Genomic DNA, 26944 nt, shown 5'->3' on the forward strand with positions numbered 1-26944 from the left:
GCGAACCGTGCGGCGGGTTCAGGTGAGGGCGGCGCCGAACCACTTGGGCAGCCGGCCGAGCAGCTCCCGCTGGTCGTCGCCGGCCCACGCCACATGGCCGTCCGGCCGCAGCAGCGCGGCGGGTACGTCCAGCTCCTCACTGCCGTCGACGACGTGGTCGACCCGATCCGCCCAGCCCGCCACCGAAAGCCGGCCGGTCTGGTCGAGCAGCAGTCCGCGGCCGCCGCGCATCAGCTCGTAGAGGCGCCCTCGCTTCAGCTCCAGGTCCCGCATCCGCCGGCCGAGCAGCTCATGCCCCTCACCGAAGTCGTAGCGGACCCCGATCGCCGAGATCTTCTCGATCAGGTACCGGTTCACGTCCTCGAAGTCCATCAGTTCCGACACCAGCCGCCGCACTGCCTGGGGACCCGGCTCAAGGGAGGTCAGCTCGACCTGCGCGCGGGTGTTGTCCAGCACGGCGGCGGCCACCGGGTGCCGTTCGGTGTGGTAGCTGTCCAGCAGTCCCGCCGGTGCCCAGCCGTCGACCGCGGCGGCCAGTTTCCAGCCGAGGTTGAACGCGTCCTGGATACCCAGGTTGAGTCCCTGCCCGCCCATCGGCGGATGGATGTGCGCCGCGTCGCCGGCCAGCAGCACCCGGCCGGTTCGGTAGCGCTCGGCCAGCCGGGTGGCGTCGCCGAAGCGGGAGAGCCAGCGCGGCGAGTGCACGCCGAAGTCGGTGCCGGCGATCGCCCGCACCCCTTGCCGCAGCTCATCCAGGGTCGGCGGGACCGTACGGTCCTCGGCCACCCCGTCGGCGCGCGCGACGACGCGGTACACCCCGTCCCCGAGTGGTACGGCGCCGAACCCCTTGTGGGTCTTGCTGAGTTCGGCCACCACGGCCGCCAACTCCTCCGGCGGCGTGCCCACCTCCACCTCGCCCAGCAGCCACTCCACCTGGGCGGGTGCACCGGGGAAGCCGACGCCGAGCAGCTTGCGCACCGTGCTGCGGCCGCCGTCACAGCCGACGAGGTAGCGCGAGCGCAGCCGCGTGCCGTCGGCCAGCTCAGCGGTCACGCCGTCCTCGTCCTGGCTCAGCCCGACCAGTTCACAGCCGCGCCGGATCTCCGCGCCGAGCTCGATGGCGTGCTCGGTCAGCAGGCGCTCGGTGGTGGTCTGCGGGATGGCCAGGGCGTACGGGTGCGCGGTGTCCAGCCGGTCCGGCGGCGGCTTGGCGATGCCGGCGAAGAAAGCGCCGATGGGGTACCGCTGGCCGAGCGCGAGGAAGCGGTCCAGCAGAGCGCGCTGGTCCATCACTTCGAGGCTGCGCGCGTGCAGGCCGAGCGCGCGGACAACCCTGGTCGGCTCCGCTTCCTTCTCCAGCACGAGTGCGTGCACGCCGTGCAGCCGCAACTCGCCCGCCAGCATCATGCCGACAGGTCCACCACCGGCGACGACCACGTCGATCATGAAACCCCCCTTCAACTGTCGCTCTACTCCTCTTCTCCGCGGGCGAGCCGAATTACGCGGCGATGCCATCAAGGTTATGCTCGATGTCGCGGAACCGGACGTATCGCCGTATGACTCCCGAAAGGGACCTTTCGCGAGGAATGAGGTGGGTCTGGTGGGCGAGAAGGTCACCGATCGTGAGGGAGTGGCGGATCCGGGCGACGCCGAGCGGGTGCTCGTGGGCGACATGGTCCGCATCGCGACCGAGTTCCTCGACTCGCTCCCGGAGGCGCTGCACTCCCGAGTGGTGTGGACGCCTTTCGGCGACCCGGCCGTCGAGGCCGAGCGGGTCCGCTGGTTCTACACTCCCACCGACCACGGCGGGGTGCCGCTCGGCGAACTCTCACCCCGGCGGCAGGGTCTCGCCATGCGGCTCCTGGCCAGCGGTCTGACCCGCCCGGCGTACGCCACGGCCTGCGTCATCATGGGGCTGGAGAACGTTCTCGACGAAGTGGAGGGGTGGGGCGCCGACTGGGGCCGCGAGCGTACCCGCGACCCGGGGCTGTACTGGGTACGCGTCTTCGGACGTCCCGGTGACCCCCTGTGGGGGTGGCGTGTGGGCGGCCACCATCTGTCGGTGAACCTCCTGATTCACGACGGCGGGATCGCGGCGGCGACACCGTCGTTCCTGGGCGCCAACCCCGCGGCATCGCCGCTGCTCGCCGGGACGCTGCGCCCGCTCGGCGGAGTCGAGGACCTCGCTCGCTCCGTGATGGGCTCGCTGCGCAGACCCGATCAGGCGCGGGCGCTGCTGCACCCCCGCGCGATCTCCGACATCGTCTCGGGCAACCGCGCCCGCGTACGCCCCGGAGACCGCATGATCCACCTGCCGGACCTGTTCCGCGGACCGCTTCCCACGCCTCGGCTGTCCGCGCTGGCCCACCGGCTCGACGAGGCCGCCGAGCGCGCCTCTGGCTACACGGAGGAGGACCACGAGGCGATGGCGCTCACCCATGATCCCCGAGGCGTCGCCGCCCACGAGATGACGATGGAGCAGCGCGGGCTGCTCCGCGAATTGCTGGCGGCCTACACCGACCGCTCTCCGGCGCCGGTCGCCGAGGCCTACCGCCGCCACTATCTCGTCGAGCGCAACCTCGACCCCGTACATTTCGGCTGGGCCGGCGGCATCTCACCCGGCGAGCCCCACTACTACCGGCTCACCGGACCGCGCCTGCTCATCGAGTACGACAACACCCAGCGCGCCGCCGACCACGCGCACTCCGTGTGGCGGGACCCGGACGGAGATTTCGGGATGGACCTGCTCGCATCGCACCGCACCGAGATCCCGCACTGACGAGTGGACCAGCGCGCCGGCCGGCGCTAGCCGGCCTGCTGGGCGATCTGGATCAGGTTGCCGCAGGTGTCGTCGAGCACGGCTGTGGTCACCGGGCCCATGTCGACGGGTTCCTGAGTGAAGCGCACGCCGAGGCCGCGGAGCCGCTCGTACTCGGCCTTGATGTCGTCGACGGCGAAAGAGGTGAAGGGGATGCCGTCGGCGACCAGCGCCTCCTTGAACGGCTTCACCGCCGGGTGGCCACTGGGTTCGAGCAGCAGCGCGGTGCCGTCCGGGTCCTGCGGGGACACCACGGTCAGCCACCGGTGCTCGCCCAGCGGGATGTCGTCCTTCTTCACGAAACCCAGCACCTCGGTGTAGAAGCGCGCCGCCTTCTCCTGATCGTCAACGAGCACGCTCGCCAGGTTGATCCTCATGTCGGTCCCCTCTTGCCGTCTGTATCGGCGCTTTCAGCCACCGCTCGATGATCGGTTCGAGCGGTCCTGTGTTGATGTAGTGGAACTTGTACCGGCCCTCCCGCCTGGTCTCGACCAGCCCGGCGGCCTCGAGTACGTCGAGATGCTGCGAGATCGCCTGCCGCGAGGAAGCGAGCCCATGCTTGGTGGCCAGTCGGGCGCAGATCTCGAAGAGCGTCTGTCCGTTCCGGTCGGTCAGCTCGTCGAGGATCGTCCGGCGGGTGGAATCGGCCAGGGCTTTGAAGACGTCACCCACACGCCGCACCATAGGCAAGCCGCTACTTGCATGTCAAGCGAGCGAGGGTCGCCGTCGTCACCGGCGGCACCAACGGCGTCGGATTGGCGTGCGTACGACGGCGCGGGTAGCCGGTCAGCCGTGGCCGGGCACCGCGAGGTGATGGCCGCGCAGGAGGTTCGTCGCGATGGCGGCGGCCTCCTGCACCGCGGAGACCAGGTCGCGCTGGGCGGCCCTGAACCGCGTGACGGGCACCGACACCGTGTACGAGCCCGCCGGAGCACCGTCATGATCGAAGTAGGCGGCGGATGCGCAGCAGACGCCTTCGCTGAACTCCTCCAGGTCGAGTGCGTAGCCCTGCCGGCGGATGTTGCTGAGCTCCACGGCCAGGCTGTTGACGTCGCCGTGGGTGTGCGCGGTCAGCCGCCGCAGCTCGACCCCGCGGAACATGATCTCGATCTGCTCGCGCGGCAGGTGCGCCAGCACCGCCTTACAGGAGGCACGGGCGTGCAGGTCGCCGGTGTAGCCGACGTCGAGGCCGCGCACGCCGCGCGACTGCTCACTGGCGATGAACTGCAACAGGGTGATGACGCCATGATGCCAGCCGCTGACATAGGAGGTCTCCCGCGTCCGGGCGTGCAGCCTGGCCAAGACGGCGAACAGTTCGGGAAGGGGCTCGAACCTGGCACCGAGCTGGCGGCCGAGGGAGGCGCCGTGCGGGCCGACGTCGACTCGCCCACCGGGCAGTCGCACGATGTAACCGCCCGCCTTGAGCGTGCGCAGGATGTGGTAGCAGCGGCCGAGGCTGAGGTCGAGCTGCCGACTGAGGCTCTTGGCCGTGGCCTGGCCGCCCATGTGGGCGACGGCCCGCAACACGTCGAGGCCGCGCAGCAGAGTCTGCAGGCTGCCGTCCTCGGTGATCTCGGCGTTCTCAGTCACGGGGCCATCGAAGCCGGTCTTCGACTATCAAGTTTTCGACTATAGCGAAAAAGGCAAGCGCTCCTTGAGCCGATGTGCTCGGCGAAGGTCATGCTGAAAACCGCCGAACAGGTGCCATAACCGACACATCCGCTGAGGAAGGATCACATGCTCAGCTCCGAGCAGTTCCGGTCACACTTCCCCGCGTTGCAGCGCCACGTGTGGCTCGACACACCGGCGAGCCCGCCCGCCGCGCTCGGCGTCGTGCACGCGCTGCAGGCGGCCCTGGACTCGTGGCTCTACGGGGAGCACGACTGGCGGGAATGGGACCGCGCCCCCGCCGAAAGCAAGAGATCTGTGGCCCGGCTGCTGGGCATCGCCGAGGAACGGATCGCCGTGATGGGCTCGACCGCCGAGGCCGCCGCGACCGTGGCCAGGTCGTTGCCGCCCGGACGGATCGTGGTGCCCGCCCAGGAGTTCCGGAGCAACCTCTTCCCCTGGCGGCAACTGGAGGCCGCCGGACACGAGGTGGTGCTGGTGCCGCCCAGGGACGGCCACACCCGTACCGAGGACCTCGTGGCCGCGCTCGACACGCGCACCGTCCTGCTCGCCATCAGCGACGTGTTGTCGATCGACGGCCACCGCGCCGACCTGCCGGCGCTGCGCCAGGCCACCGACGGCGTGGGCGCCCGCCTGTTCGTCGACGCGACCCAGTCGCTCGGCGTGCTCCACCTCGACATGGAGCGGGTGCGTCCCGACCACCTCGCCGTGCACGGCTACAAGTGGATGCTGTGCCCGCGCGGGGCCGCCTGGCTGGTGACAGCGCCCGAGCACATCGACGGACTGGTTCCCCTGCTGCCGAGCTGGAGGTCCACCGAGCCGCCCTACGAGTTCTTCGGCGGGCCGTACGTCCACGCTGACAGCGCGGCGCGCTGCGACACCTCGCCCGCCTGGCTCTCCTGGGTCGGCGCGCTGCCCGCACTGGAGCTCCTGCTCGACCTCGACGCCGAGCAGGTCGAGCGCCATTGCCTACGGCTGGCCGCCGACTTCCGGGCCCAGGTGGCCGAGACGAAGGCCGGCACTCCCCTTCCCGGCTCCCAGAGCCACATCGCGGTGGTGCGCGTCATCGATCCGGACGCGGTCCGGGCCCGCCTGGCGCGAGACGGCGTCCGCGCGACCCTGCTCGGAGATCGGCTCCGGGTGGGCTTCCACTACTTCAACAACGGCTCCGACGTCGAACGAGCCGCGAACGCGCTATTTGATCAATGAGGTGAGTGAGATGCCCAAGCGCTGGAACCCGGTCGGCGTGCCCGCACCCATCGGCAAGTACAGTCACGTGGCCACGGTGCCGGAGAACACCACGCTGGTGTTCGTCGCGGGGCAGGTGGGGAACCTGCGAGACGGCTCACTCGCGGGACCGGACGCCCTGGCGCAGACCCGGCAGGTGTTCGCCAATCTGCGGTCCGTACTAGACGAGTTCGGGGCGGCACCGGACGATGTGGTGAAGCTGCTGACCTTCGTATCGAGCACCGAGCATCTGCCCGGCTTCTTCGCCGCCCGGGACGAGGTTTTCGCCGAGTGGTATCCCGACGGCGACGTCCCGGCGCACTCCCTGGCCGTCGTCGCCGCACTCGCCACCCCGGATCTCACCGTGGAAGTTGAGGCCGTCATCGCGGTACGGGGCGACGCCCAAGCTCGGCTTCCTCGCCCTCAGAACCGATAGCGGAGAATGCGCGCCCCTTGCCGCGATAAGGCCGTGCTGCGGGCGGTGAGACGGGTCAGCGCGCGTAGCGGTTGCGGGAACCGGGCTACTTCCAGTGCGCGAGTGAGGATCCGCTCCTCGACCAGTTCGAGGTCCGCGCCCCAGGACTCGGGTTCGTGCGCGTCGTCGAAGCCCTGGGCGGCGGTGATGCCGAGTGCCTTGATGGTCGGGTGGTACTTCATGGCCCAGGCCGCGAAGCGGGTGTAGCCGTTGAGCGCGAGCTCACCTGAGGGGAAATGGCGGGTCAGCTGGCGAGTCATCATCTGGAAGGAGTCGTCGGGCATGAAGGGCAGCAGCCCTTCGGCGACGATGACGGCGGGCCGGTCGTCGGGGATGGCGGCGAGCCAGCCGGATTGGGTGAGGTCGGCTCCGACCAGGTGGGAACGGCTGGGCAGATGCTCGGATCGCAGGTTCACCACTTCGGGGAAGTCGATGTCGTACCAGTCGACGCCCGGCGGGAGATCGCAGCGCAGCATCCTGGTGTCCAGGCCGCAGCCCAGGTCGAGCACCACACATCCGGGATGAGCGGCGGTGTAGGCGCGTACGACGTCGTCGAGCTTCTTGGCGCGCAGTGCGGTGGTGAGGACGAGATTGGGTTTGACCTTCAGCTTGCGGAAGTCGTAGTCGATTCCGTCGGCCAGGTCGGCGGAGAGCCTGTCGCCGAGGATCGGGCTGGGCAGCTCGGCGTCCAGGGCCCTGGCATAGAGGGTGAGCAGCAGTGTTTCCTGGATCAGCCCAAGTTTGGGTTGCCAGCGGTGCATGATGGTTCCTTAACGGCGTAGCGGATGGCGGGCTGCGAGGTTCTGCAGCCAGGTCAGGGAGTCATGGGCGGCCTTGATGCGCTCAGCGCGGTGCCCCTCGCCGCCGACAAGGTCGACTCCTTCGTCGGCGATCTCGCCGAAGGCGCCGAGGCTCTTGAGCTTGCGCTGGATGACCTTCTGCCAGGCGTCGTCCTCGATGCAGTAGTAGGCGGTGCGATCACCGGGCCTTCTCACCTTCTTGACCAGGCCGATGGCGGTGAGAAACCGCATGTTCGAGGTGAGCGAGGCCCGGCTGGCCTGGATCACCTCCGCGATCTGGCCGGCGGACTGCTCGGCCGGATCGCAGATCATGAGCCACCCGAGGATGCGTCCGGTGATGGGCGGCAGCCCCCATTCCTCGACGCAGAAGGCGGTCACCCGCTCCACCCATCGAAGCAGTCGGTCCTGGTGTTCCTCACTGCTCATCGTCGGGTCCTCCTCGGTGTGTTGATCGTGTGCCGGCTCACTGTGTCATGGCGGCGACCGACTCGAAGGTGGGGGTCGGGGTGATGTCGGCAAGGCGGGTCTTGCGCAGGTAGAGGTCGAACCAGTCGATCGCGAGCGCCATCGCCTCCTCCAGGCCCGGCCCGGTGTAGAGGCCGAGCACGTCGTAGGGCAGCACCGCCAGCCGCTTGGGCTCTCCCTCCCCGTCGAAGGCGCTTTGTGCCTTCTCGAGCATGTGGTGCGGGTCCCAGCCGCCGTTGGCGATCATCAGCAGCGGTGTCGGCGCGAGGCAGATACAGATCGCCCGCGCAGCGGGTGCCGAGGCTGTTGAAGGTCACCTGTCCGTGATCTGCTCCTTGTAAGGTTGCTAGTTGTTTCAATCATGACTGAAATAACTAGCAACGTCAATCCTGAGCGTCACGCCTGCGGGGGAGGGGAACGGATGTCGGGTGGCGCGCCTCGGCCACCACCGAGGATGGGCAGCGCTGGAGACGCACGTGTCGGCCGAGTTCGTGTCGGCTCGGGCGGCGGAAGAGGCTGCCGGATGAAACGCCTTCTTCAGTGCGGCTGTCCGGCCTCGATGGTGATCGGTCGTTCGAAGACGGTGCGCAGGACGACCGTGGAGTTGGTGTGTGAGATCGCCGGGATCGCGCGGATACGGTCGAGCGCGTAGGCCAGCTCGACCGTGGTGTCCACCCTGACCTTGATCCGCCGGTTCGACGATCGCGCGGAAGTCGCCGAGGCCGCCTTGCGCACCGCGCGAACGGTGTTCCCCGTGCCTGCCGTCGCACCCGACCGGTACGGTGTCAAGTTCGTCATCGCCCATGACGCGCCCCGGCTCGCGTGCCTGGATGACGCACGTCCTCGCCAACCCCGGCGGGCCGGACCTGGGCGCCTACCACGCACAGGAGTACAACGACGATGTCTGAGTCTGAGATGAGCCCGCGTGAATGCCTGGTAGGCTCCGCCGACGCTTGGGGCAGACGCGACATCGGCGGATTGCCGGCGCTGATGACCGAGGACGCGGTCTACGCCGCATCGGTTGGCCCAGAGCCCGGCCGCACCTTCCGTGGCCATGCCGAGCTGGCCGATGGCTTCCGTGCCATGTTCGAGCACGACGCCGGTGCGGTCATCGAGCAGGGCGAGCCGCTCTTCAACGGCGAATGGGCCGTGTGCACCTGGACGTACCACCTCGTCCCCGATAGCGGTTCGCCGTACTGCGAGTACGGCATCGACCTGTGGCGCTTCCGCGACTGGAAGATATGCCTCAAGGAGGCCTGCAGGAAGACCCGGTAGCGCGTCAAAACTCGGGCGTGAGGTCCGGCGTACTTGTCGCCCGCGTGGGCTCCACGCGCTCGAGCTTCGTCCAGCCCGTCCAGCCTCGCTTCTTCAGCAGCTCGATCAGCCGACGGGCCGGCGGCACAGTGTCGAAGGCCAGTGTGTCCATCAGCTTGACGAGCGGCGGTTCGATGTCGGTGTCGTCGACGTAGTCCTCGCCCTTCTCCTCGGCCAGCCGCGTGATGTAGGCGGCCAGCCTGTCAGCCAGCTCGGCCAGCCGTGGGTCGCCGGCGGTCCGGTCGAGTGCCTGGCTCAGGGTGAGAAAGAAATCGATGAGCTGCGGGTCGGCGATCTGCTCCCGCTTGCGTGCCATCCACTCCGGGACCCGCTCGGGGGAGTGCGCGGCCAGCAGGATCCAGCCGTCGTGCTCGGCCCGGACGATCCGCTCGTCGACCCCGAGCGCCCGCAGCCGGTCGAGATAGTCGACCACCTCCGGGGGCAGCGTCAAGCCGTCGCCGGCGGCGAGCCGGGCGATCCGCTCCCGGTGGCGCTGCCGCTGCCGGATATCCGCCCGCAGCCGCTTGTCGATGTCCGCGACCGCCGTGGCGAACTCCTCCTCGCGGGCCTGCAGCAGCTCTCGGACGCGCGCCAGCGGGACGCCGGCCTCGGCGAGGGTACGGATCTTGATCAGTTCGACCGCGGCGCCGGCGTCGTACCTGCGGTAGCCGGAGTGGTCCCGCTCCGGCTCCGGCAGCAGCCCCTTGGCGTGGTAGTGCCGCACCGCGCGTACCGTCACTCCGGCGTAGGACGCCAGCTCGCCGATGGTCAGCATCAGAGCAGCCTCCCAGGAGTCGCTCAAGAAGTCGTCTGGCCGGCTGGGCGTCACGCACTCCGGATGATCTGGGCGATGGCCGGGGCGTGGGTGAAGACCAGCTGGTGGTCGGCGTCGAGCCAGTACGTGGCGAGGTGCGGCTGGTCGCGGACGAGCCGCTCGACACCGGCACGCCAGTTCTGGTTGAACCGCGGCGCGGGCCCTTCGCAGCCGTCGCCGGCCATCGAGGTCGACATGATCAGGCTGATGGGCCGGTCGATCTTCCTGTACCGGTCGAGGATCCTGGACCGAACCGCGTCGATCTCGAGGTTCAGGTCGAGAATCTCCTGGGCGGTGAGCAGCACCTGACGCGCGGTGCCCCGCTCGGCGTCCTGCCGCGCCGCCTGGTCCTCCCACATGGCGCGAAACTCCGGCAGGAGGGCCTCGGTGATGAACGGTTCGGGCACCGGGTTCGCGCCGTCGATGAGAACGAGCTCGGCGACGGTGCCGGGATGCTCGGCGGCATAGTGTACGGCCAGATCCGCGCCCAACGAGTAGCCCACCAGCGTGGGGACCGCATCCAGCTCCGCCATCACCGCGGTCAGATCACTGAGGAACGCCTCGAAGGAATACTGGTCGGCGGCCGAGGCGAGGCCATGGCCCCGGAGGTCGAAGGTCACCACGTCGTGGTCGCGCCGGAGCAGTTCGGCCAGTTCGTGCAGGTGGGCCTGGGTCGAGTTCAGTCCGGGGCACAGGACCAGCGCTCGTCCGTGGCCACCGCGAGTCACCGGAAGCGTGACGCCGTCGTGGTGGATCGTGAAGTGCCGCATCGTCCTGTCGTCTCTCGCCGTCTGCTCCCCATCGCCGTACGACTCGCGCGGCCCCGCGACCTCGTTCGCACTGGTCTTCTTGGTCATGCCACCATGCTGAGACATTGACCCTACGTAAGGGTCAACCGTCGCGCGACAAGCGGCTTTGTCCCTGGTCATCGCAGGGTGAGCGGAGTCTCGGATGCGATGCGGGTGAGCTTGTCGGGGTTGCGGACGTAGTAGAGGCCGGTGATGCGGGCGTCCTCGACCCGGATCGCTATGACGCCATCGATCTCGCCGTCCACGCGAAGGATCAGTGCCGGGTTGCCGTTGACCACGGTGGGGTCGCTGGTGAGCGCGACTTGGGCCTTGCCGAGGCCGCCGACGATGAAGCGGGCCGCCTTCTCGGCGCCGGTGATCGGCCGCGGCGCGGCCTGCCTGACACCGCCGCCGTCGCTGATGAGGACGACCTCGGGGGCGAGCACGTCGAGCAGGCCCTGCAGATCCCTGGTTTCGAGCGCGCGCCGCAATGACTCCAACACCGCCCGGGCCTGGCTGGGGGAGATCACCTCGCGAGGGCGGCGGGCTTGGACGTGCAGGCGGGCGCGGTGCGCGATCTGCCGGACGGCCGCGGGGCTCTTGCCTACGGCGGTGGCGATCTCGTCGTAACTGACGTCGAAGGCCTCGCGCAGGACGAACACGGCGCGCTCGGTCGGCGAGAGCGTCTCCAGGACGAGCATGAACGCCATGGACACGCTCTCGGCGAGCTCGACGTCCTCGGCCACGTCCGGCGCGGTGAGCAGCGGTTCGGGGAGCCAAGGGCCGATGTACGCCTCCTTGCGGCGCCTCATGGTGCGCAGCCGGTCGAGCGAGCGCCGGGTGGTGATCCGCACCAGGTAGGCGCGCTGGTCGTACACCTGCGCCAGGTCGACCTTCATCCACCGCAGCCAGGTTTCCTGGAGGACGTCCTCGGCGTCGGCGGCCGATCCGAGCATCTCGTAGGCGACGGTGAACAGCAGGTTGCGATGGGTGACGAACGCCTCGGTGGCGGCGTCCATCGGGCTGTCGCCAGTGAGCGGGGCGGCTGTGCCTGCCGTTGGCTCGCTGCGCTCGTTCATCGCCGGCTCCTGCCTTTTCGCTTCTCAACTGTGCCGCACGCACAAGACGCCGGCGCGCACCGCTGTGTGACACCCGTTATCGGTGGCGTACGTCACATGGTTCGGGTGGCCGGCGCCTCATGGTCGTCAGGACGCCGCTGGTCGCTGAGACCGGGACAGCCGGCGACCGCGAGAAGTTAGACGACGAGGGGACGATCCACCTCGAGCTGGTCGTGTTCGATGAGCCAGCGAACGGACTCGAGTACCGCGGCCTCGGGCTCGTACCTGGGCGAATATCCCAGAAGCGTCTTGGCCTTGTCGATGGTGAGGCAGTGGCTGCGATAGAGGTGTTCCCAGCTCACCTGCGCGTGCTCATCGGTCGTGGACGCCCGGAACTGCTCCCATGACACGCTCTCCAGCGAAGCCGCCTGCCCGAACCAGCTCGCCGCTTCGTGGGCGAACCCTCGAACGTTCAGAGCCGTGGGGGCGACGACATTGAAGTCCTCCCCACCTGCCGTGTCACGATGCTCGACCGCCTTCTCGAAGGCCTGAGCGACATCGTCGGCGTGAACGTGATGCATGAGTTCGGCACCGAGTCCGGGGATCTTCAGTGGCTGTCCAGCCGACAGTGTGCGCCAGACGGCAGGGTCCAAGTTGCCGGTCGGTCCGATCGGGGCCCAGCCCGGGCCGACGATGTGCCCGGGGTGCAGTGACGTCGTCACCACACCGCCGCCGACGGTCTCGTCCTTCAGCATCCGTGCGATCCGATCCTTCTGGATGCCGTACTCGCCGAACGGTTCCGTCCCCGTCCCTTCCGCGATGGGCGACTTGTGACTCGGCCCGTAACGCCACAGGGTCCCGCAGTGCAGCAGGTGGCCCACCTCGCCACGAAGTCGCTCCACGAGGGCCACGGCGGACTCAAGGGTGAAGCACACCAAGTCGACGACGACATCCGGACGCAGCCCCGCCACCGTGTCGCCGAAAACGCCCTCGGCGTCCTCCCGCTGGCGATCCGCCACTACTTGCTGTACGTGCTGCCATTCAGGGGAGTCGGCATAGGCGACCCGGCTTCCCCGGCTGATGTTGAGCACCTCATGACCCGCCCGTACGAGCCGTGGGACGAGGAAAGTGCCGATGTGCCCGCTGCCCCCAATGACGACAACCCTCATACTGCTCCTCAAATCAGATGAAGTACGACTTCCTGTGCTTCATCCACGAAGTCCGGCTGATGTCCCACGTGAAGCTATCAAAGCCTCTCGGCGGAGCAGCTCCGGTGGACAGCCGTCGGCCCTGATAACGATCATGAAGGAACGGCCAGTGACGATAGACGACATCCAGGGCCGGCTGGAGAGTCGCGGATGGCAGCCCGAGAGCGGCGAAGGGTGGCGCTGGGTCGACCACAGGACGACGAGGACGCGGTGATCACCGACCCGGATGAGGGCGTGGCCGCGCTGCGCGAGATCGACTGGGAGTGAAAGGAGAGATATCCGCTCCTTCACTTCCAACCTATAGCGCATGGGGGGCCTTGCCACAAGGCCCCGGTCATGCCGCACAATCACCCCTCGACGCTGAAACGTACGGAAAGCGGGGGTCGCGGAATGCGCGTTGTGTTGGAGACCTATGGGTCGCGCGGGGACGTCGAGCCGATGACGGGGCTGGCGCTGCGGCTGCAGGCTCTCGGCGCCGAGGTACGGGTGTGCGCGCCGCCGGACTTCGCCGAACTGCTGGACGGCATCGGCGTGCCGCTGATTCCCCTCGGCTGGCCGATCCGCGCGCTGGCGACGGGGGCGGTCCCCGGCAAGACGAGCCTGGCCGACATCTCCGCCGAGCTGACCGCCATGGCCTATGAGGCGGTCGCCGGGGCGGCCGAGGGCGGGGCCGCGGTGGTGGCCACCGGCTCGTTCCCGGCCGTGGCCGGTGCCCGGGCGGCGGCCGAGAAGCTGGGCGTGCCCTATGTGTTCACGTCATTCTCTCCGAGTTACCTGCCGTCGCGGCACCACGCGCCTCGCCCCTGGCCGGGCCAGGAGGTGCCCCCGGAGGTGACCGGCAACCAGGCGCTGTGGGATCTGGACGCCGAGCACAAGAACGCGCTGTTCGGTGAGACGATCAACAGCCACCGGGCCTCGATCGGCCTGCCGCCGGTGGACGGCGTCCGCGACTATGTCTTCACCGACCACCCGTTCCTGGCGGCCGACCCGGTGCTGGGCCCGTGGCAGGAGACGCCGGAGCTTGACGTGGCACAGACCGGCGCGTGGATCCGCCCGGACGAGCGCCCGCTTCCGGCCGATCTGGCGGCGTTCCTGGCCGCCGGTGCGGAGCCGGTGTACGTGGGCTTCGGCAGCATGCTCGTACGGGGCGCGAACCCGCAGGACGTCTCCCGGGCCGTCATCCAAGCGGTCCGTGCGCAGGGTCGCCGCGTCCTGCTCGGGAGCGGCTGGGCCGACCTGGCCCTGATCGACGACCAGGACGACTGTTTCGTGGTCGGTGACGTCAACCATCAGGAGCTGTTCGGCCGGGTGGCCGCGGTCGTGCACCACGGCGGCGCGGGCACCACGGCGACGGCGGCCCGTGCCGGGGCGCCGCAGGTGCTCGTGCCTCAGGTCGCCGACCAGCCGTACTGGGCGGGCCGGGTGACCGAGCTGGGGATCGGCACGGGACACGACGGTCCGACGCCGACCGCCGAGTCCCTGTCGGCCGCACTCAAGATCGCCTTGGCCCCCGAGACCGCTGCCCGCGCGGCCGTCGTGGCCGAGACGGTCCGCGCCGACGGGGCGGAGCGGGCCGCCAAGCTGCTGCTCGACATGATCGACCGGGCCGGGTCCGCGGGCTGATCCCGGCTCGACGCCGCCGTCGAGCGGATCCGAGCCGACGGATTGCGGTCACGATCGAGATGTGCGCGCGCCTGCCGGCCGGAGAATGCTCGCCTTCTTCCCACCGGGCTGAAGTGACCTCCTGGCTGGAAGGCTTCGGTCAGGCGCTCCGGGCGGCCTGGTTCCGTAGCCACTGCTCCATGACCTGCCGGAAGGCATCGCTCAGGAGGAGAAGAAGTTCGGCGGATGACTCGAAGCGGGCGCCCGCCGGGGTGGTGGCCCCGAGGATCTCGGCTCCGCGCTGCGATGCGACGGTCAGGACGTCGTTCATCCGCAGAGCCGCTTGGAGCGTCCGGAGCCAGATCGCGTCGTCGATGACATAGCGTTCGCGGCGCGCGCCGGGAGCCCGTTCCCGGCTGAGCATTCCCTGCTGTTCGAGGAAGGCGACGGCGTGCGAGATCGACGCCGGGCTGACGCGGAGCCGCTGGACCAGGTCGGCGGCGGTGAGAGTGCCGGAGTCGGTGATGTACAGGCAGGCCAGCACCCTGGCCTCCATCCGGGGCAGGCCCTGCTGAACGAGGAGAGCGGTGAAGGACTCCGTGAAGTCCCGCACCGCTTGGGGGTCGCGCCCATGGCCGGTGTCGGGGATCGGCGGGGCCGGAGGCTTTGCCTGCTTGTGCCGGCGCGCACGATGCCGGGTGGCCTCGTGCGCCCGGTCCGCCCCGTAATCGTCGGGTCCGCCGTTGCGGGTGACCTCCCGCATGACGGTCGAGGCGGGCCGCCCTAGACGCCGGCCGATCTCCGCGTATCCGAGTCCCTCGGCCAGCGCCGCAGCGATGTGCTGACGGTCCTCATTGGTGAGTCTGCCTCCGGGCATCGGTGCTCGTCTCCTGTCTGTCGGCATGCGCGGGTCTCTGCGGCCGCACACCCGCTGCACAGTATGCATTCACTCGTAACCCATTGCAATGCAAAACGATCATTCATTGCATTCAGCTTCATGGTCATTGCAAATACTAGCCGATTTGCCAGGCTAATTAGCGGCATAGCCCTTCCAATTTTGTTGACTGATTTGTGAACGCAATGTAGTGTCACGGGCGTTCAGAGATTCCCGAACGGCGAATGGGCGGGTCTCGCAAGATGAAACGCTGTAGTGTTGAGGAGATTGATCATGGAAGCTGGCAAGAGCGGTTTGTCCGAAGCGGGGCTGCGGAGACTGCGTGAGGTGCTGGCGCGGCATGTGGAGTCCGGGAAGATTCCCGGGCTGGTCGCCCTGGTCGGCCGGGGCGGTGAGACACATGTCGAGGCGCTCGGCACGATGCGTCATGGCGGTGGCGCGCCGATGCGCCGGGACACGATCTTCCGAATGGCCTCGACGTCCAAGCCGGTCGCGATGGCGGCGGCGATGGTGCTGCTGGACGAGTGCCGGCTGCGGCTGGATGACCTGGTGGAGTCGTGGCTGCCCGAGCTGGCCGACCGGCAGGTGCTGAAGCGGATCGACAGCCCGCTGGACGACACCGTGCCCGCGCGGCGGCCGATCACCGTGCGGGACCTGCTGACCTCCACCTTCGGGCTCGGCATGGACATGACGGCGCTGGGCGCGCCGATCATGGGCGCGATCTTCGAGCGGGGGCTGACGCCCGACCTGCCGGAGCCGATGCCCGAGCCGGATGAGTGGATGCGCCGCCTGGGCGAGCTGCCGCTGATGCACCAGCCCGGCGAGCGCTGGCAGTACCAGATCAGCCACGATGTACTCAGCGTGCTGGTCGCCAGGGTCACCGGCCAGTCGTTCGAGACGTTCCTGCGCGAGCGCGTCTTCGATCCGCTGGGCATGAAGGACACCGGCTTCCACGTACCCGCCGACAAGATCGACCGGCTGCCGGACCTGTACGCCCCCGACCCGCAGAGCGGCGAGTTCCACGTGTGGGACGCGGCCGAAGGGGGACGCTGGAGCAAGCCGCCGGCCTTCCAGGGCAGCGGCGGTGGGCTGGTCTCCACCGTCGACGACTACCACGCTTACTTCCAGATGCTGCTCAACGGCGGCACGCACGAGGGCGAACGGATCCTGTCACGGCCCGCCGTCCAGCTGATGACCACCAACCGCCTCACCGCCGAGCAGCAAGCCGCCCGGCACGCCATGGCCACCGGCAACGTCCACCTGTCCTTCGGCCAGGGCCAGCACGGCGGCTGGGGCTTCGGGATGGCGGTACGCACCTACCGCGGCGACTACGCGCCCATCGGCCAGTTCGGCTGGGACGGTGGCAGCGGCACCAGCACCTACGCCGACCCGGACAACCAGCTCACCGGACTCCTGCTCACCCAGGTCGGCATGTCGGTCCCGAACTCGGCACAGCTCATCCACGACTTCTGGACCACCCTCTACCAGGGGATCGACAACTGACACACCCACGGCGGCATCGCCCTGGCCTGGTCGGGCAAGGGCGAGCCGACCCGCGAGATCACCGAAAGACGCCGCTTCACGGAGCCTCACACCTGCTGCAGCCCGATCACCCGCAGCATGTCGAGCGCCGTGGCTTCGGGAGATCCCGGCTCGGCCGAGTACACGAGCACGGTCTGGTGGCCGTCCGGCAGCAGCATGGTGTCGCAGTCGAGCGAGATCGTGCCCAGGCTGGGATGCCTGATGCTCTTGGTCGCGGTACGCCATGGGGAGGAGTGCCCCTCCCGCCAGAGCTCGTCGAATCGCGGGCTGCCACGACGTAGTTCCGCGATCAGCCGGACCAGGTCGGGGTCGTCGGGGTAACGGGCCTGTGCGGCACGCAGCGTGCCGACCGAGGCGCGGGCGGCCGCGTCGTCCTCGTCCGGGCCCGCGGCGACCTGGCAGCGGCTGCTGCCGAGAAAACGCTGCCAGATGAGATTGCGCTGCCGCTGCGGCCACGCGGACATGTCACCTTGAAGCGCTGCCGCCAAGGGGTTCCAGGCAAGCACGTCGCCCTTGGCCGACAGCACCAGCACGGGCAGGTCCGCCATGCGGTCCAGCAGCCGAAGCACGCTCGGCCGGACGAGCATCGCGATGCGCCCGGCCTGGGGCGGCTCGTGGCCGGCCAGCCGGAACACCAGGTCGCGATCATCGTCGTCGAGCCGCAGGGCCTGGGCCAACGCGGCGATGACCTGACTCGAGGGGCGCGGTCCGCGCCCCTGCTCGAGCCGGACCACGTAATCGACGCTCAGACCGGCGAGCATGGCCAGCTCCTCCCGGCGCAGACCCGGCACCTGGCGGCGCGTTCCCGCCGGCAGCCCGACGTCTTGTGGTCGTACCCGAGCGCGGGCCGTACGGAGTACTTCGGCGAGTTCGGCGCGGTTCACCCTTCCATCATGCCTGGTAGATCGTCTCGGCCGGGTGGTACCGCAGGTCCTATGCCTCAGCGGTCCTGGTGGGCCCCGGGCGTGCGCGGCCAGGATCGGCTCCATGACAGAAGTGAAGACGGTGGCGTTGGTCACCGGAGCGAACAAGGGGCTGGGCCGGGAGACCGTACGCCGCCTGGCCGGCACGGGGTGGCAGGTCTTCCTGGCCGCGCGGGATCGGGGACGCGGCATCGATGCCGCGAACACGCTGGCGGGGGAGGGGCTCGAGGTGGAGTTCGTCGAGCTTGACGTGACCTCGGACGAGTCCGTGGCGGCGGCCGTGAAGGCCGTCGCCGAGCGCGTGGATCGCCTGGACGTGCTCGTCAACAACGCCGGAGCCGGTGGCCCGCTGCTGGATCCGGCCGACATGGACGCCGACGCGCTACGCGCGTTGTACGAGGTGAACGTGTTCGGCCAGGTGCGGGTCACCCACGCGTTCCTGCCGTTGCTCCGCAGGTCGCCTCAGCCCCGCATCGTCATGGTGTCCAGCGCCCTCGCCTCGCTGGCACACGCCGCGGACCCCGCCCGCCCCGAGTACGGTTTTCTGAGCCTGGACTACGCCTCGTCGAAGGCGGCGCTCAACATGATCGTCTCCCAGTACGCCCGGGCGCTGCCCGGCTTCAAGGTCAACGCCGCGGATCCGGGCAACCCCGCCACCGACATGAACCATCACACGGGTATCCACACCCTCGAGGAGGGAACCGCCGCGATCATCAGGTTGGCCACATTGGACTCCGGCGGGCCGACGGGCGGCTTCTTCGGCAGTGACGGCCCGGTTCCATGGTAGGAGTGACGATGACCAAGATCCTGACGATCGGGCTGCATCCGAGCGCGATCGACTACACCGGATTTCCCGGCCTTGACGAGGCGACGCTCACCGCACGGATCGAGCAGGGCGACGCGGCGCTGCGGGCGGCGGGCTTCGACACGGTGTCGTGCCTGGTCGGCACCGACCCGGACGAGGCGGAGAAGACCGTCCGCGAACGGCTGCCGCAGGGGCCCTTCGGCGTGGTCATGATCGGAGGTGGTGTGCGCATGATCCCAGAGCACACTCTCCTGTTCGAACGGCTGATCAACGTTCTGGCGGCGACGGCTCCCGGAATCCGGTTCTGCTTCAACACCTCACCGGAAACGACGATCGACGCCATTCGCCGTTGGGTTTGACCCATGGAACTCAAGAGCTCCTCGCCCATCGTGGGCGACTACCTCATAGACGCCGGCAGATCCACGATCCGCTTCAGGACCCGCGCCCTGTTCGGGCTGCTTCCGGTACGCGGGACGTTCACGATCGGAAGGGGAACGATCAGCGTCCGGGACCCACTGGCGGACTCGGCCGTCGTGGTGGAGATCCACACCGGCAGCTTCACCAGTGGGTTGCGGATGCGCGACCGACACGTGCGCGCGGCCGACTTCCTCGACGCGCACACCCACCCGACGATGTCCTTCCGAGGCGGGCCGCCCGATCACGGGGAAGCACTGATGGCGCTGCACGGGCACCTGACCGTGCGGGGGGTAGGTCAGCCGCTCAGCCTGACCCTCCTCTCCGTGACAAGCACCGATACCCTCCTCACGGCCGACGCCACGGTCACGATCGACCGCTACGCCTTCGGCCTCACGAAAGGCCGGGGCATGGCCGCCAGGTATCTCAGGATCGCGATCGAGATCGTCGCCACCCGCGACACCTGATCGCCGCGGGAAAGGCGGGCTAGGCCGAGCCGGAGTCGGCGGGCGGCTGCTCGACCGGGAAGAAGATCGGGCTGAGCAGGTATCGCGCGCGGTCCGGTGCCGGCTCGTTGGCCAGCAGGGGCAAGATCACGCGACGCAGCTCGCCGATCACCTTCTCCAGCTCGCCATGGCTGAGCCAGACGGCGTGCTGCCGGTAACCGACGAGGTCGGCCATCGGATCGGCGTCCTGGCGGTCGAGGTAGGCGTTGAACTCGGCGACCAGGACCGCCATCGAGGTGGCGAAGACGCGCCGGTGGTCGTCGGGCGACATGCCCGCCAGCGCGTCGGCGTCGAGGACGGCCCGGTCGAGGCGCAGGCGGTAGTGGCGTTCCACCGCGCCACGCACCCGCCTCTCGTCGGCCACCTCCAGGACTCCGCCGGACGCCAGCAGGTCTACGTGCCGATAGACCATGGCCTTCGAGGCGTCGGGGATCCGGGCGCACAGCTGGGTGGTGGTGAGTTCCCGCCCGCCGCGCATCGCGTGCACGATCCGCAGCCGTACCGGATGTGCCAGTAGCTCCAAGGTGTCCACCAGACGACGTTCTCATACCGTGCTACCGTTCGCAAAACAGTAGAAAGGTGGGGATCGGCGTGGATCCAGCGGCAGTCGCGGTGGCAGTGGTGGAGATGGTGGGCGATGGGCGATTCGCGGAGGTTGAGGAGGTGTTCGCCGCGCCGCTGCGCGCGGTGGTGTCCGCGCAGACGTTGCGCGTCGGCTGGGAGAGCGAGATCGCCAGGACCGGGGCGATCTCGGCGTTGGGCACGCCGGTGAGCGAGCCGATCCAGGCGGGGCTGGTGCGGGTGAGCGTGCCGGTGACGTGCGAGCGGGGCGGGCTGACGGTGGTCATGTCGGTCGATGAGGCCGGGCTGCTGCACGGCCTGCGACTGGCGCCCGCGCTCACCGCGCAGTGGGCGCCGCCGCCGTACGCTCGCCGTCGGAGGTTCGACGAGCACGAGGTCACCGTGGGCTCCGGCGCGCTGGCCGTGCCCGGCACGTTGAGCGTGCCGCGTGGGCGTGGGCCCTGGCCGGGCGTGGTGCTGCTCAGTGGCGGCGGGCCGTTCGACCGGGATGAGACCAGCGGCTCCAACAAGCCGCTCAAGGACCTGGCCTGGGGGCTGGCCGGGCGCGATGTCGCGGTGCTGCGTTTCGACAAGGTGACCTGCGCCCACGCCGATCAGGTGGCGGCACGGGCGGACTTCACGATGAGCGACGAGTACGTTCCGCACGCCGTCGCGGCCGTACGCCTGCTCCAGGACCACCCGGCCGTCGACGCCGCGCGTGTGCATGTCGTGGGCCACAGCATGGGCGGCAAGGTCGCCCCACGGGTCGCCGCCGCCGAGCCGTCCGTGGCCGGACTGGTGCTCCTGGCCGCCGACAGCCAGCCCATGCACCGGGCCGCCGTACGCGTCGTCCGCTACCTCGCCTCGCTGGACCCGGGCGCGCGAGACGCGGTCGAGATGATCACGCGGCAGGCCGCACTCGTCGACAGTCCCGGCCTGTCGGCCGCCACCCCCGCCGCGGACCTGCCGTTCGGCTACTCGGGGGCGTACTGGCTGGATCTGCGCGGCTACGACCCGGTGGCGACCGCGGCGGCGCTGGACAAGCCGATGCTCATCCTCCAGGGCGGCCGGGACTACCAGGTGACCGTCGCCGACGACCTCACGGGCTGGCGAGAAGGTCTCGCGCACCGGCCGGACGTCGACATTCGCGTCTACGACGCCGACGACCACCTGTTCTTCCCCGGCTCGGGCCCGTCCACGCCCGCGGGCTACGAGGCGCCCCAGCACGTCGACGCGGCCGTGGTCGCCGACATCGCCGACTGGCTGGCACCCCGGCGACCGGCCATGGCCCGGCTCATCTCCAGGTTCAAGCACTGACCACCCCTTCAGGAAAGGCACAGCAGCGATCGACTGGCGGAATACGCCGATCACATGATCTCGATCAGCGACAACACCGCCACCGACCACCTGATCCATCGGCTGGGCCGGGACGCGGTGGTGCGACAGCTGTCGCTGTTCGGCCACCGGCATCCCGACGCGAACCTCCCGTTCCTCACCACCAAGGCGTTATTCCAGCTCAAGGCCACCTCGGACGCGCAACGCGCAGGGCGGTATCTGGCTCTGCCGGTCCACCAGCGCATCGCCGCCGTGCTGGAGCTGGAACGGCTGCCGCTGCCCGAGGTGCACGAGACCTGGCCTCGACCGAGATACATCGACCAGATCGAGTGGTTCGCCTCGGCGACCGACATCTGCCACGCCTACGCGGGGCTCCTGCGGCTCGACCAGCCGCAGATCCACCACGCGCTGTCGCTCAACGACGACGGGCTCAACCTGGACGCATCCCGCTTTCCGGCGGTGTGGTACAAGGGCGGTAGCGAGCCCGGGGTCGTATCCCTGCACTATCTCGCCCGCACTCCCGACCGCCGAGCGCTGGCCGTCAGCCTCATGGTGTCCGACCCGGACACCGCACTCGACACCCTCGACGTGGCGGCCCGTGGTCAAGCCGTCATCCGGGGCGCCTTCCACCTCCTGGCTCCACCACGGTGATCATCGCGACATCGGCCGGGATGGGGCGAAGGGAGAGTTCTCTTCTGGAGATGACTCGCCTCGCAAACAATCGTTGGATGCGAAGCCCGACGCCGGCCTAAGGTCCTCCCATCGCCGCTACGCCCGCTCCGAGCGGGCGGGTGGAGGCCCACTCGCCCGCCAACACGCGGGCCTCTATCGATCCAGGAATCGTCATGCCCAACGTACGCGGATTCCGCCCTGCCCTGATCTCGACGATCGTCGCCTTGGCAGTCGTGACAGCCGGATGCGCCAGGCGAAGCGACACCGGCGCATCCGGAGACGCGGGCCGCAAGCTGTCCGGTCGGTTACTTGGACGACGGTGCTGCTGGAGGGCCAGCAGGTCGAGCGGATGGGCCGGCCGCTGATGAACATCGTGTTCACCAAGGACGATGACAAGAACACCTACAGCACCGGCTCGCCCGCCGACGACCGGCGCGACCACACCGGCAAGATCGTCGCGGCCCTGCTTGACGCGGGCGGCGGCTACACCGGGCACGAGGCCGCCGAGGTGGCCGGGCAGTTGCTGCCCGACCTGATCACCTACGACTGCGCCACGCCGGTCGGCTACCCGAACGGCCGCCGGTTCGCCGATGACATCATCGACGCGCAGCCGGCCATCCTGACCAAGGGGAGCGCGCCCTCCCAGGGGATCAAGCCGCACGGCGGCACGCTGACGGTCTTCCCCTACCTGGGCGTTCCGCTCTGAGTGACGGCACAATTTCCCAGCCGTGGGTCCCACCTCCTAACCTCGGAGCCGAGGACGGCGAAGGGCCGGATCCGGCACCGGCAGGAGAGCAGGGCACGATGAACAGCGCACTGACCGCCATCGGCCTGTCCGTTCCCGTGCTGGCCGCACCCATGGCCGGCGGCGCCACCACGCCCCGGCTGGTCACCGCCGCCGCGGAAGCGGGCGGCCTCGGGTTGCTGGCCGGCGGCTACAAGCGCCCGGAAGCGCTCGCGGAGCAGATCGCCGAGGTACGGGCGGCCGCCGTTCCGTTCGGCGTCAACCTGTTCGCCCCTAATCCGATCCCGGCCGACCCCGCCGCCTACCGCCGCTACGCCCTCGCCCTCCAGCCCGAAGCCGGACGCTACGGACTCGACCTCGCCGAAGTCGCCCTCACCGAAGACGACGACCATTGGCGCGACAAGGTGGACCTCCTCCTGGCGGACCCTGTCCCGCTGGCGAGCTTCACCTTCGGCATCCCGGATCCGGCGGTCATCAAGGCGCTGCGCGCCGCTGGCACGCTGATCATGCAGACGGTCACCTCAGCCGAAGAAGCGCTGCGCGCCGCCGACGCCGGTGCCGACCTCCTCGCCGTCCAGGCCGGCGCGGCCGGCGGCCACTCGGGCACCCTCACCCCCGACCGCATCCCCATGGCGACACCGATCACGCAGCTGCTGCGCGAGGTGGCCCACGTGACCGATCTCCCGCTCATCGCCGCGGGAGGTCTGGCCACCGCCGGCGCCGTCGAAGAGGTCCTGCGGTCCGGCGCCGTGGCCGCCATGGTCGGCACCGTCCTGCTCCGCGCCGACGAGAGCGGCGCCTCGAAAACGCACCAGGACGCGCTCGCCGACCCGGCCCGCGACCGTACGCTCGTCACCCGCGCGTTCACCGGCCGCCCCGCACGCGCGCTGCGCAACGCCTTCACCGACCGCTATGACCACCTCGCTCCGGCCGGCTACCCCGCGCTGCACCACCTGACCAGTCCACTGCGCAGAGCCGCGGCCGCCGCCGGTGACGCCGAACGCCTCCACCTGTGGGCCGGCACCGGTTACCGGCACGCGTCCGCCGAGCCCGCGGCGCGCATCCTGACCCGCCTCACGGCGAACCTGTAGCACCGCCGCTTCCGGGCGGCCGTTGGTTCTCTCAGGGAGACGGCTCCCATCGCCAACAATCGTTGGACCCGAACATAAGGGCGCGCTTAACGTCCCCTTGTCGCTGGTCAACCGGCCAAGAGGCCCTCTGCCTCACGATCGCCCTGACGCTGGGCACGCCGTTCTTCGTGGTGTTCGGCCGGCTGTCGGACCGGTACGGCAGACAGCCCATCATCGTCGCCGGCCTCGTCCTGGCCGCGCTGACCTTCCTGCCGCTGTACGCCTGGATGAAAGCGGCCGCGGGCGATCACCGGTACGCGCAGGTCGTCATAGCCGTGCTGCTGCAAATCGTGTTCTCGGAGATGATCTACGGACCGATGGCCGCGTACCTGACCGAGCTGTTCCCCCCGCAGATCCGTTACACGGGGCTCTCCATCTCCTACCACCTCGGAGCAGGGCTGTTCGGCGGCTTCACCCTGCTCATCGCGCTGTCCCTCACTTCCTCCACCGGGAACCAGCTCGCCGGTGTCGCTTATCCGATCGTCGTCGCGGCACTGTCGGCGCTGGTCAGCGTGACGTTGTTGCGTAACGGCCGGAAGAACCGCTCGGTCAGCGGTGTGTGGGACCGGTTCGACCGTACTGAGGCGGCTCCATCGCTGGAGACGCCGGCCGGCACGTGATCAACGACCGAGCGTCAAGCCATTGACGGCGAGACGGATTCGCGGCTGCGGACCGGCATCGGGACCCGGTGCACCTCGCCGGTCCGGTCGGTGTCCGCACGGTCGGTCTCGGTGAGCAGCTCCATCTCGGCGAACAGCACCTCGACGGCCTTGCGGCCCAGCTCGTAGTGGGGCAGCGCCACCGTGGTCAGCTGGGGCCGCATCCACGAGGCGAGGGGGTGGTCGTCGAAGGAGACGATGGAGACGTCCGCCGGCACCTTGAGCCCGAAGTCGTCGAGTGCCTGGTAGGCGCCCATGGCGATGCGGTCGTTGAAGCAGATCAGCGCACGCGGCTGCGCGGTGCGCAGGAGGTCGCGCGTCGCGGCGAGGCCGTACTCCGGCTGCCAGTCAGGACAGGTCCGAGCGCCCGCCACCTTGACTCCCGCCTCGCCGAGCGCTTCGCGGATGCCGACGAGCCGCTCCACCGCCGCGACGCTCTGCGCGGGCACATCGCGCAGGCGCGGGCCCGCGCCGATCAGGTAGATGCCGTCGCGGTGGCCGGCGTCGAGCAGGACGCGGGCCGCGCGGCGGCCGGCCTCGACCTCGTCGGGGACGACGGCGGGCAGGGGAGTGGGCTGCTTGGGCAACGCGTTGAGCAGCACGGCGGGCGCGGCCGTGATGCCCTTGGGCACCTTGATGGACCTGGTGAACATCGAGGCCAGGATGAGCCCGTCGACCTGACGGTCGTGCATGGCCTGGAGCAGGAGCCGTTCGAGCTCGGCGTCGCCTTCGGTCTCACCGATGAACAGCATGAAGCCGCGCTCACGGGCCGCCTCCAGCGCACCCTTGATCATGTCGCCGGCCAGCCTTGAGGTGGCGACGGTGTCGGAGACGAAGCCGATCGTCCGGCTGGTACCCGTACGCAGGCCCACGGAGACGATGTTGGGCCGGTACTGCAACTCCTCGGCCGCTCGCAGGACCCGCTGCTCGACATCCTGAGAGATGCGCAGCTCACGGCCGCGGCCGGACAGCACCAGCGAGGCGGTCGGGCGGGAGACACCGGCCGCCTTGGCCACATCGGCCAGCGTGACCCGTCGAGGGCTCACCCAGGACCTCCGATCGTCAAGAGAGTGTTACGGGGGGTTGACATCGTACGACGCGCGCCGTGAGACTATCGGGCGCTAACCCGATTTAGCAACGGAAAGCGGGACATCAGGCCGGTGCCGATCGTCCCAAGCAGGAGAGGAGATGCACATGGCTCGCCGAGTTCGCCCCGGCAGGTCCGGGGCCGCGCTTGTGATCGCCATGGGGACGCTGGCCGCCGCCTGCGCGGCACCCGGCAGCGACAGCCCGCGACCCCAGGCCACCAGCGCGTCGCCGGTGTCCGCGGCGCCCACCTGCGGCACCGCGCCCATCACCATGAACGGCTACTTCGAGACCGGCTTCCCGCTCCCCAAGGCGCTGACCACCGAGTTCACCAAGCAGCACCCGAACGTCACGTGGAACATCCGCGAGGACCAGTTCGCCGTCATCACCCAGAACGCCCCGCGCGTGCTGGCCGACAACCCGCCCGACCTGATGCGCCTGCCCCAGGTATCCGAGCTGGTCAAGGACAACCTGCTGAAGAACCTGGACGGCTACGCGACGGCGTTCGGCTGGGACAAGTGGCCGGCCTCGCAGCTCCAGCAACTGCGCCTGGGCCCGGGCGGCCGGCCGCGCGGCGAGGGCTCGTTGTACGCCCTGGGCCTCAACTTCAGCATGACCGGCGTCTTCTACAACAAGAAGCTCGCCGCGCAGGCCGGGATGTCCGCGCCGCCCGCCACGCTGGCGGAGCTCGACGCGGTGCTGGCCAAGGCCAAGAGCGCGGGCATCACGCCCATCGTGCAGTTCAACGGCGGCGCCACCGGCGGCCTGGCCTTCCCGCTGCAGAACCTCATGGCCTCCTACGGACCGCCCCAGCCGATCAACGACTGGATCTTCCAGAAGCCCGGCGCCACCATCGACACCCCGTCGAATCTGCAGGCGGCCCAGCACCTGGAGCGGTGGATCAAGGCCGGCTACTTCCAGAAGGACGTCAACGCGGTCGACTACGCGACGATGATGAGCCGCTTCATCGGCGGCAAGGGCCTGTTCATGTTCAACGGCGACTGGGAGTCGGGCAACCTCGACAAGCAGATGGCGGGCAACGTCGGCTTCTCCCTGATGCCGCCGGTCCAGCAGGGCGGCAAGCGGGCCGCCATGTCGGCGCCTTTGACCTTCGGGATCGCCGCCAACGCCAAGAACGCCGACTGCGCCGCCTCCTTCCTCAACTGGGTGGCCACCGACAAGCGGGCCCGCGAGATCGGTGTCGAGGTCGGCGGATCGCGTCCGATGGGGCCGGCTGATGCGTACATGCCCGCCGTCAAATCCGGCACGGTCACCGCCGGCACGCTGGCGGCGGGGGCGGACATCGCCAAGGACAACGGCGCGATGGACTTCATCGCCAACGCCACCGGCGCCATCTACGCCAAGAGCTGGACCCCCCAGCTGCAGAAACTCGTCGCGGGACAGCAGACGCCGCAGGACCTGCTGAAGAGTGTCCAGGCCGACTACGCCGGCCAGCTCGAAGGGAACTGAGGC

At 69.4% G+C, this 26944-nt stretch carries 31 protein-coding genes; 15 read left to right on the forward strand and 16 right to left on the reverse strand.

Translation table 11 applies throughout. The features are described from left to right. Positions 1 to 18: 18 nt before the first annotated feature. Entirely contained in the window at positions 19 to 1446 is a 1428-nt protein-coding gene (rox, locus tag AB0B61_RS44240; RefSeq protein WP_358445824.1) for a rifampin monooxygenase, read from the reverse strand. Positions 1447 to 1600: 154 nt separating this feature from the next. Here rox and AB0B61_RS44245 point away from each other — a divergent pair, with 154 nt between their 5' ends. Beyond that, on the forward strand, positions 1601 to 2779 hold the full coding sequence (locus AB0B61_RS44245; RefSeq protein WP_358445827.1) for a DUF3500 domain-containing protein: 1179 nt from the start codon (positions 1601 to 1603) through the stop codon (positions 2777 to 2779). A 26-nt stretch (positions 2780 to 2805) separates the two neighbouring features. Here the strand turns inward: AB0B61_RS44245 and AB0B61_RS44250 are convergent, their stop codons facing one another. The 3 genes from AB0B61_RS44250 to AB0B61_RS44260 form a co-directional block, all read right to left on the reverse strand. Then, positions 2806 to 3195, reverse strand: coding sequence for a VOC family protein (locus AB0B61_RS44250; RefSeq protein ID WP_358445830.1), 390 nt, complete (start codon positions 3193 to 3195; stop codon positions 2806 to 2808). Then, positions 3164 to 3490 (reverse strand): metalloregulator ArsR/SmtB family transcription factor, encoded by a 327-nt coding sequence (locus AB0B61_RS44255; RefSeq protein WP_358445832.1) that lies wholly within the window; start codon positions 3488 to 3490, stop codon positions 3164 to 3166. Before AB0B61_RS44255 ends, AB0B61_RS44250 begins: the two co-directional genes overlap by 32 nt. Positions 3491 to 3604: 114 nt before the next feature. Beyond that, positions 3605 to 4408, reverse strand: a complete 804-nt coding sequence (locus AB0B61_RS44260; protein ID WP_358445834.1) for an IclR family transcriptional regulator — start codon at positions 4406 to 4408, stop codon at positions 3605 to 3607. Positions 4409 to 4555: 147 nt separating this feature from the next. Between AB0B61_RS44260 and AB0B61_RS44265 the strand changes: the two genes are divergently transcribed. After that, positions 4556 to 5656, forward strand: coding sequence for an aminotransferase class V-fold PLP-dependent enzyme (locus AB0B61_RS44265; RefSeq protein ID WP_358445837.1), 1101 nt, complete (start codon positions 4556 to 4558; stop codon positions 5654 to 5656). 10 nt (positions 5657 to 5666) lie between these two features. Then, positions 5667 to 6110 carry a RidA family protein gene (locus tag AB0B61_RS44270; protein ID WP_358445840.1) on the forward strand — a complete coding sequence of 148 codons (444 nt, stop codon included), beginning with the start codon at positions 5667 to 5669 and terminating at the stop codon, positions 6108 to 6110. On the opposite strand, the gene AB0B61_RS44275 is transcribed toward AB0B61_RS44270, so the two are convergent. From AB0B61_RS44275 to AB0B61_RS44290, 4 genes are all read right to left on the reverse strand, one after another. After that, positions 6098 to 6910: a class I SAM-dependent methyltransferase gene (locus tag AB0B61_RS44275; RefSeq protein WP_358445843.1), complete on the reverse strand. Its 813-nt coding sequence runs from the start codon at positions 6908 to 6910 to the stop codon at positions 6098 to 6100. The two genes, AB0B61_RS44270 and AB0B61_RS44275, sit on opposite strands and share 13 nt — an antisense overlap. Before the next feature lie 9 nt (positions 6911 to 6919). Then, positions 6920 to 7375 (reverse strand): transcriptional regulator, encoded by a 456-nt coding sequence (locus AB0B61_RS44280; RefSeq protein ID WP_358445846.1) that lies wholly within the window; start codon positions 7373 to 7375, stop codon positions 6920 to 6922. 37 nt (positions 7376 to 7412) lie between these two features. Then, positions 7413 to 7661: a hypothetical protein gene (locus AB0B61_RS44285; protein ID WP_358445849.1), complete on the reverse strand. Its 249-nt coding sequence runs from the start codon at positions 7659 to 7661 to the stop codon at positions 7413 to 7415. Between the two features lie 290 nt (positions 7662 to 7951). Continuing rightward, the gene (locus tag AB0B61_RS44290; protein ID WP_358445852.1) at positions 7952 to 8149 is read right to left on the reverse strand and encodes a hypothetical protein; all 198 of its coding nucleotides are present in this window, start codon (positions 8147 to 8149) and stop codon (positions 7952 to 7954) included. A 165-nt stretch (positions 8150 to 8314) separates the two neighbouring features. Here AB0B61_RS44290 and AB0B61_RS44295 point away from each other — a divergent pair, with 165 nt between their 5' ends. Continuing rightward, complete coding sequence (locus tag AB0B61_RS44295; RefSeq protein WP_358445854.1) at positions 8315 to 8689, forward strand: nuclear transport factor 2 family protein; 375 nt, start codon at positions 8315 to 8317, stop codon at positions 8687 to 8689. Positions 8690 to 8693: 4 nt separating this feature from the next. On the opposite strand, the gene AB0B61_RS44300 is transcribed toward AB0B61_RS44295, so the two are convergent. The 4 genes from AB0B61_RS44300 to AB0B61_RS44315 form a co-directional block, all read right to left on the reverse strand. Beyond that, a complete protein-coding gene (locus AB0B61_RS44300) occupies positions 8694 to 9503 on the reverse strand; it encodes a MerR family transcriptional regulator (protein WP_358445857.1) in 810 nt (269 codons plus the stop codon). Between the two features lie 50 nt (positions 9504 to 9553). Next, complete coding sequence (locus AB0B61_RS44305; protein WP_358445860.1) at positions 9554 to 10399, reverse strand: alpha/beta fold hydrolase; 846 nt, start codon at positions 10397 to 10399, stop codon at positions 9554 to 9556. Positions 10400 to 10467: 68 nt separating this feature from the next. Further along, positions 10468 to 11409 carry an RNA polymerase sigma-70 factor gene (locus tag AB0B61_RS44310; protein ID WP_358445862.1) on the reverse strand — a complete coding sequence of 314 codons (942 nt, stop codon included), beginning with the start codon at positions 11407 to 11409 and terminating at the stop codon, positions 10468 to 10470. A 176-nt stretch (positions 11410 to 11585) separates the two neighbouring features. Further along, on the reverse strand, positions 11586 to 12557 hold the full coding sequence (locus AB0B61_RS44315) for an NAD(P)-dependent oxidoreductase (protein ID WP_358445865.1): 972 nt from the start codon (positions 12555 to 12557) through the stop codon (positions 11586 to 11588). A gap of 429 nt (positions 12558 to 12986) precedes the next feature. Between AB0B61_RS44315 and AB0B61_RS44320 the strand changes: the two genes are divergently transcribed. Next, on the forward strand, positions 12987 to 14219 hold the full coding sequence (locus AB0B61_RS44320; RefSeq protein ID WP_358445867.1) for a glycosyltransferase: 1233 nt from the start codon (positions 12987 to 12989) through the stop codon (positions 14217 to 14219). A 139-nt stretch (positions 14220 to 14358) separates the two neighbouring features. Here AB0B61_RS44320 and AB0B61_RS44325 read toward each other — a convergent pair whose 3' ends face one another. Then, complete coding sequence (locus AB0B61_RS44325; protein ID WP_358445870.1) at positions 14359 to 15075, reverse strand: helix-turn-helix domain-containing protein; 717 nt, start codon at positions 15073 to 15075, stop codon at positions 14359 to 14361. Positions 15076 to 15366: 291 nt separating this feature from the next. On the opposite strand from AB0B61_RS44325, the gene AB0B61_RS44330 reads away from it, so the two are divergent. After that, positions 15367 to 16596: a serine hydrolase domain-containing protein gene (locus AB0B61_RS44330; RefSeq protein WP_358445873.1), complete on the forward strand. Its 1230-nt coding sequence runs from the start codon at positions 15367 to 15369 to the stop codon at positions 16594 to 16596. Between the two features lie 86 nt (positions 16597 to 16682). On the opposite strand, the gene AB0B61_RS44335 is transcribed toward AB0B61_RS44330, so the two are convergent. Continuing rightward, positions 16683 to 17519 carry a helix-turn-helix transcriptional regulator gene (locus AB0B61_RS44335; RefSeq protein ID WP_358445875.1) on the reverse strand — a complete coding sequence of 279 codons (837 nt, stop codon included), beginning with the start codon at positions 17517 to 17519 and terminating at the stop codon, positions 16683 to 16685. 103 nt (positions 17520 to 17622) lie between these two features. Between AB0B61_RS44335 and AB0B61_RS44340 the strand changes: the two genes are divergently transcribed. Genes AB0B61_RS44340 through AB0B61_RS44350 form a run of 3 tightly spaced genes read left to right on the forward strand, consistent with a single transcriptional unit; the run spans position 17623 to position 19244 of the window. Further along, positions 17623 to 18345 (forward strand): SDR family NAD(P)-dependent oxidoreductase, encoded by a 723-nt coding sequence (locus tag AB0B61_RS44340; RefSeq protein WP_358445878.1) that lies wholly within the window; start codon positions 17623 to 17625, stop codon positions 18343 to 18345. A gap of 8 nt (positions 18346 to 18353) precedes the next feature. Next, positions 18354 to 18722 (forward strand): hypothetical protein, encoded by a 369-nt coding sequence (locus AB0B61_RS44345; RefSeq protein ID WP_358445881.1) that lies wholly within the window; start codon positions 18354 to 18356, stop codon positions 18720 to 18722. A 3-nt stretch (positions 18723 to 18725) separates the two neighbouring features. After that, on the forward strand, positions 18726 to 19244 hold the full coding sequence (locus AB0B61_RS44350; protein WP_358445883.1) for a YceI family protein: 519 nt from the start codon (positions 18726 to 18728) through the stop codon (positions 19242 to 19244). A 19-nt stretch (positions 19245 to 19263) separates the two neighbouring features. On the opposite strand, the gene AB0B61_RS44355 is transcribed toward AB0B61_RS44350, so the two are convergent. Next, a complete protein-coding gene (locus AB0B61_RS44355; RefSeq protein WP_358445886.1) occupies positions 19264 to 19815 on the reverse strand; it encodes a helix-turn-helix domain-containing protein in 552 nt (183 codons plus the stop codon). A 59-nt stretch (positions 19816 to 19874) separates the two neighbouring features. On the opposite strand from AB0B61_RS44355, the gene AB0B61_RS44360 reads away from it, so the two are divergent. From AB0B61_RS44360 to AB0B61_RS44380, 5 genes are all read left to right on the forward strand, one after another. Further along, a complete protein-coding gene (locus tag AB0B61_RS44360) occupies positions 19875 to 21161 on the forward strand; it encodes an alpha/beta fold hydrolase (protein WP_358445888.1) in 1287 nt (428 codons plus the stop codon). A 33-nt stretch (positions 21162 to 21194) separates the two neighbouring features. Further along, complete coding sequence (locus AB0B61_RS44365; protein WP_358445966.1) at positions 21195 to 21830, forward strand: serine hydrolase; 636 nt, start codon at positions 21195 to 21197, stop codon at positions 21828 to 21830. Positions 21831 to 22170: 340 nt separating this feature from the next. After that, on the forward strand, positions 22171 to 22557 hold the full coding sequence (locus AB0B61_RS44370) for a hypothetical protein (RefSeq protein ID WP_358445891.1): 387 nt from the start codon (positions 22171 to 22173) through the stop codon (positions 22555 to 22557). A 98-nt stretch (positions 22558 to 22655) separates the two neighbouring features. Next, complete coding sequence (locus tag AB0B61_RS44375; RefSeq protein WP_358445894.1) at positions 22656 to 23687, forward strand: nitronate monooxygenase; 1032 nt, start codon at positions 22656 to 22658, stop codon at positions 23685 to 23687. Beyond that, complete coding sequence (locus AB0B61_RS44380) at positions 23609 to 24346, forward strand: MFS transporter (RefSeq protein ID WP_358445896.1); 738 nt, start codon at positions 23609 to 23611, stop codon at positions 24344 to 24346. Before AB0B61_RS44375 ends, AB0B61_RS44380 begins: the two co-directional genes overlap by 79 nt. A gap of 14 nt (positions 24347 to 24360) precedes the next feature. Here the strand turns inward: AB0B61_RS44380 and AB0B61_RS44385 are convergent, their stop codons facing one another. Beyond that, on the reverse strand, positions 24361 to 25431 hold the full coding sequence (locus AB0B61_RS44385; RefSeq protein ID WP_358445898.1) for a LacI family DNA-binding transcriptional regulator: 1071 nt from the start codon (positions 25429 to 25431) through the stop codon (positions 24361 to 24363). Between the two features lie 148 nt (positions 25432 to 25579). Here AB0B61_RS44385 and AB0B61_RS44390 point away from each other — a divergent pair, with 148 nt between their 5' ends. Further along, the gene (locus tag AB0B61_RS44390) at positions 25580 to 26941 is read left to right on the forward strand and encodes an extracellular solute-binding protein (protein WP_358445901.1); all 1362 of its coding nucleotides are present in this window, start codon (positions 25580 to 25582) and stop codon (positions 26939 to 26941) included. Positions 26942 to 26944 lie beyond the last annotated feature (3 nt).

Origin of the sequence: Nonomuraea sp. NPDC049158 (genome assembly GCF_040648335.1) — a bacterium.
In the GTDB taxonomy this organism is placed as follows: Bacteria; Actinomycetota; Actinomycetes; order Streptosporangiales; family Streptosporangiaceae; genus Nonomuraea.

What these genes read in the sequence shown, in the direction of transcription:
- AB0B61_RS44350 (WP_358445883.1), top strand. Translation starts at nt 18,726, where the DNA reads ATGGAACTCAAGAGCTCCTCGCCCATCGTGGGCGACTACCTCATAGAC.
- AB0B61_RS44250 (WP_358445830.1), bottom strand. Translation starts at nt 3,195, where the DNA reads ATGAGGATCAACCTGGCGAGCGTGCTCGTTGACGATCAGGAGAAGGCG.
- AB0B61_RS44310 (WP_358445862.1), bottom strand. Translation starts at nt 11,409, where the DNA reads ATGAACGAGCGCAGCGAGCCAACGGCAGGCACAGCCGCCCCGCTCACT.
- AB0B61_RS44275 (WP_358445843.1), bottom strand. Translation starts at nt 6,910, where the DNA reads ATGCACCGCTGGCAACCCAAACTTGGGCTGATCCAGGAAACACTGCTG.
- AB0B61_RS44305 (WP_358445860.1), bottom strand. Translation starts at nt 10,399, where the DNA reads ATGACCAAGAAGACCAGTGCGAACGAGGTCGCGGGGCCGCGCGAGTCG.
- AB0B61_RS44325 (WP_358445870.1), bottom strand. Translation starts at nt 15,075, where the DNA reads ATGCCCGGAGGCAGACTCACCAATGAGGACCGTCAGCACATCGCTGCG.
- AB0B61_RS44295 (WP_358445854.1), top strand. Translation starts at nt 8,315, where the DNA reads ATGTCTGAGTCTGAGATGAGCCCGCGTGAATGCCTGGTAGGCTCCGCC.
- AB0B61_RS44280 (WP_358445846.1), bottom strand. Translation starts at nt 7,375, where the DNA reads ATGAGCAGTGAGGAACACCAGGACCGACTGCTTCGATGGGTGGAGCGG.
- AB0B61_RS44270 (WP_358445840.1), top strand. Translation starts at nt 5,667, where the DNA reads ATGCCCAAGCGCTGGAACCCGGTCGGCGTGCCCGCACCCATCGGCAAG.
- AB0B61_RS44390 (WP_358445901.1), top strand. Translation starts at nt 25,580, where the DNA reads ATGGCTCGCCGAGTTCGCCCCGGCAGGTCCGGGGCCGCGCTTGTGATC.
- AB0B61_RS44265 (WP_358445837.1), top strand. Translation starts at nt 4,556, where the DNA reads ATGCTCAGCTCCGAGCAGTTCCGGTCACACTTCCCCGCGTTGCAGCGC.
- AB0B61_RS44340 (WP_358445878.1), top strand. Translation starts at nt 17,623, where the DNA reads ATGACAGAAGTGAAGACGGTGGCGTTGGTCACCGGAGCGAACAAGGGG.
- rox (WP_358445824.1), bottom strand. Translation starts at nt 1,446, where the DNA reads ATGATCGACGTGGTCGTCGCCGGTGGTGGACCTGTCGGCATGATGCTG.
- AB0B61_RS44375 (WP_358445894.1), top strand. Translation starts at nt 22,656, where the DNA reads ATGAACAGCGCACTGACCGCCATCGGCCTGTCCGTTCCCGTGCTGGCC.
- AB0B61_RS44330 (WP_358445873.1), top strand. Translation starts at nt 15,367, where the DNA reads ATGGAAGCTGGCAAGAGCGGTTTGTCCGAAGCGGGGCTGCGGAGACTG.
- AB0B61_RS44285 (WP_358445849.1), bottom strand. Translation starts at nt 7,661, where the DNA reads ATGATCGCCAACGGCGGCTGGGACCCGCACCACATGCTCGAGAAGGCA.
- AB0B61_RS44300 (WP_358445857.1), bottom strand. Translation starts at nt 9,503, where the DNA reads ATGCTGACCATCGGCGAGCTGGCGTCCTACGCCGGAGTGACGGTACGC.
- AB0B61_RS44320 (WP_358445867.1), top strand. Translation starts at nt 12,987, where the DNA reads ATGCGCGTTGTGTTGGAGACCTATGGGTCGCGCGGGGACGTCGAGCCG.
- AB0B61_RS44345 (WP_358445881.1), top strand. Translation starts at nt 18,354, where the DNA reads ATGACCAAGATCCTGACGATCGGGCTGCATCCGAGCGCGATCGACTAC.
- AB0B61_RS44315 (WP_358445865.1), bottom strand. Translation starts at nt 12,557, where the DNA reads ATGAGGGTTGTCGTCATTGGGGGCAGCGGGCACATCGGCACTTTCCTC.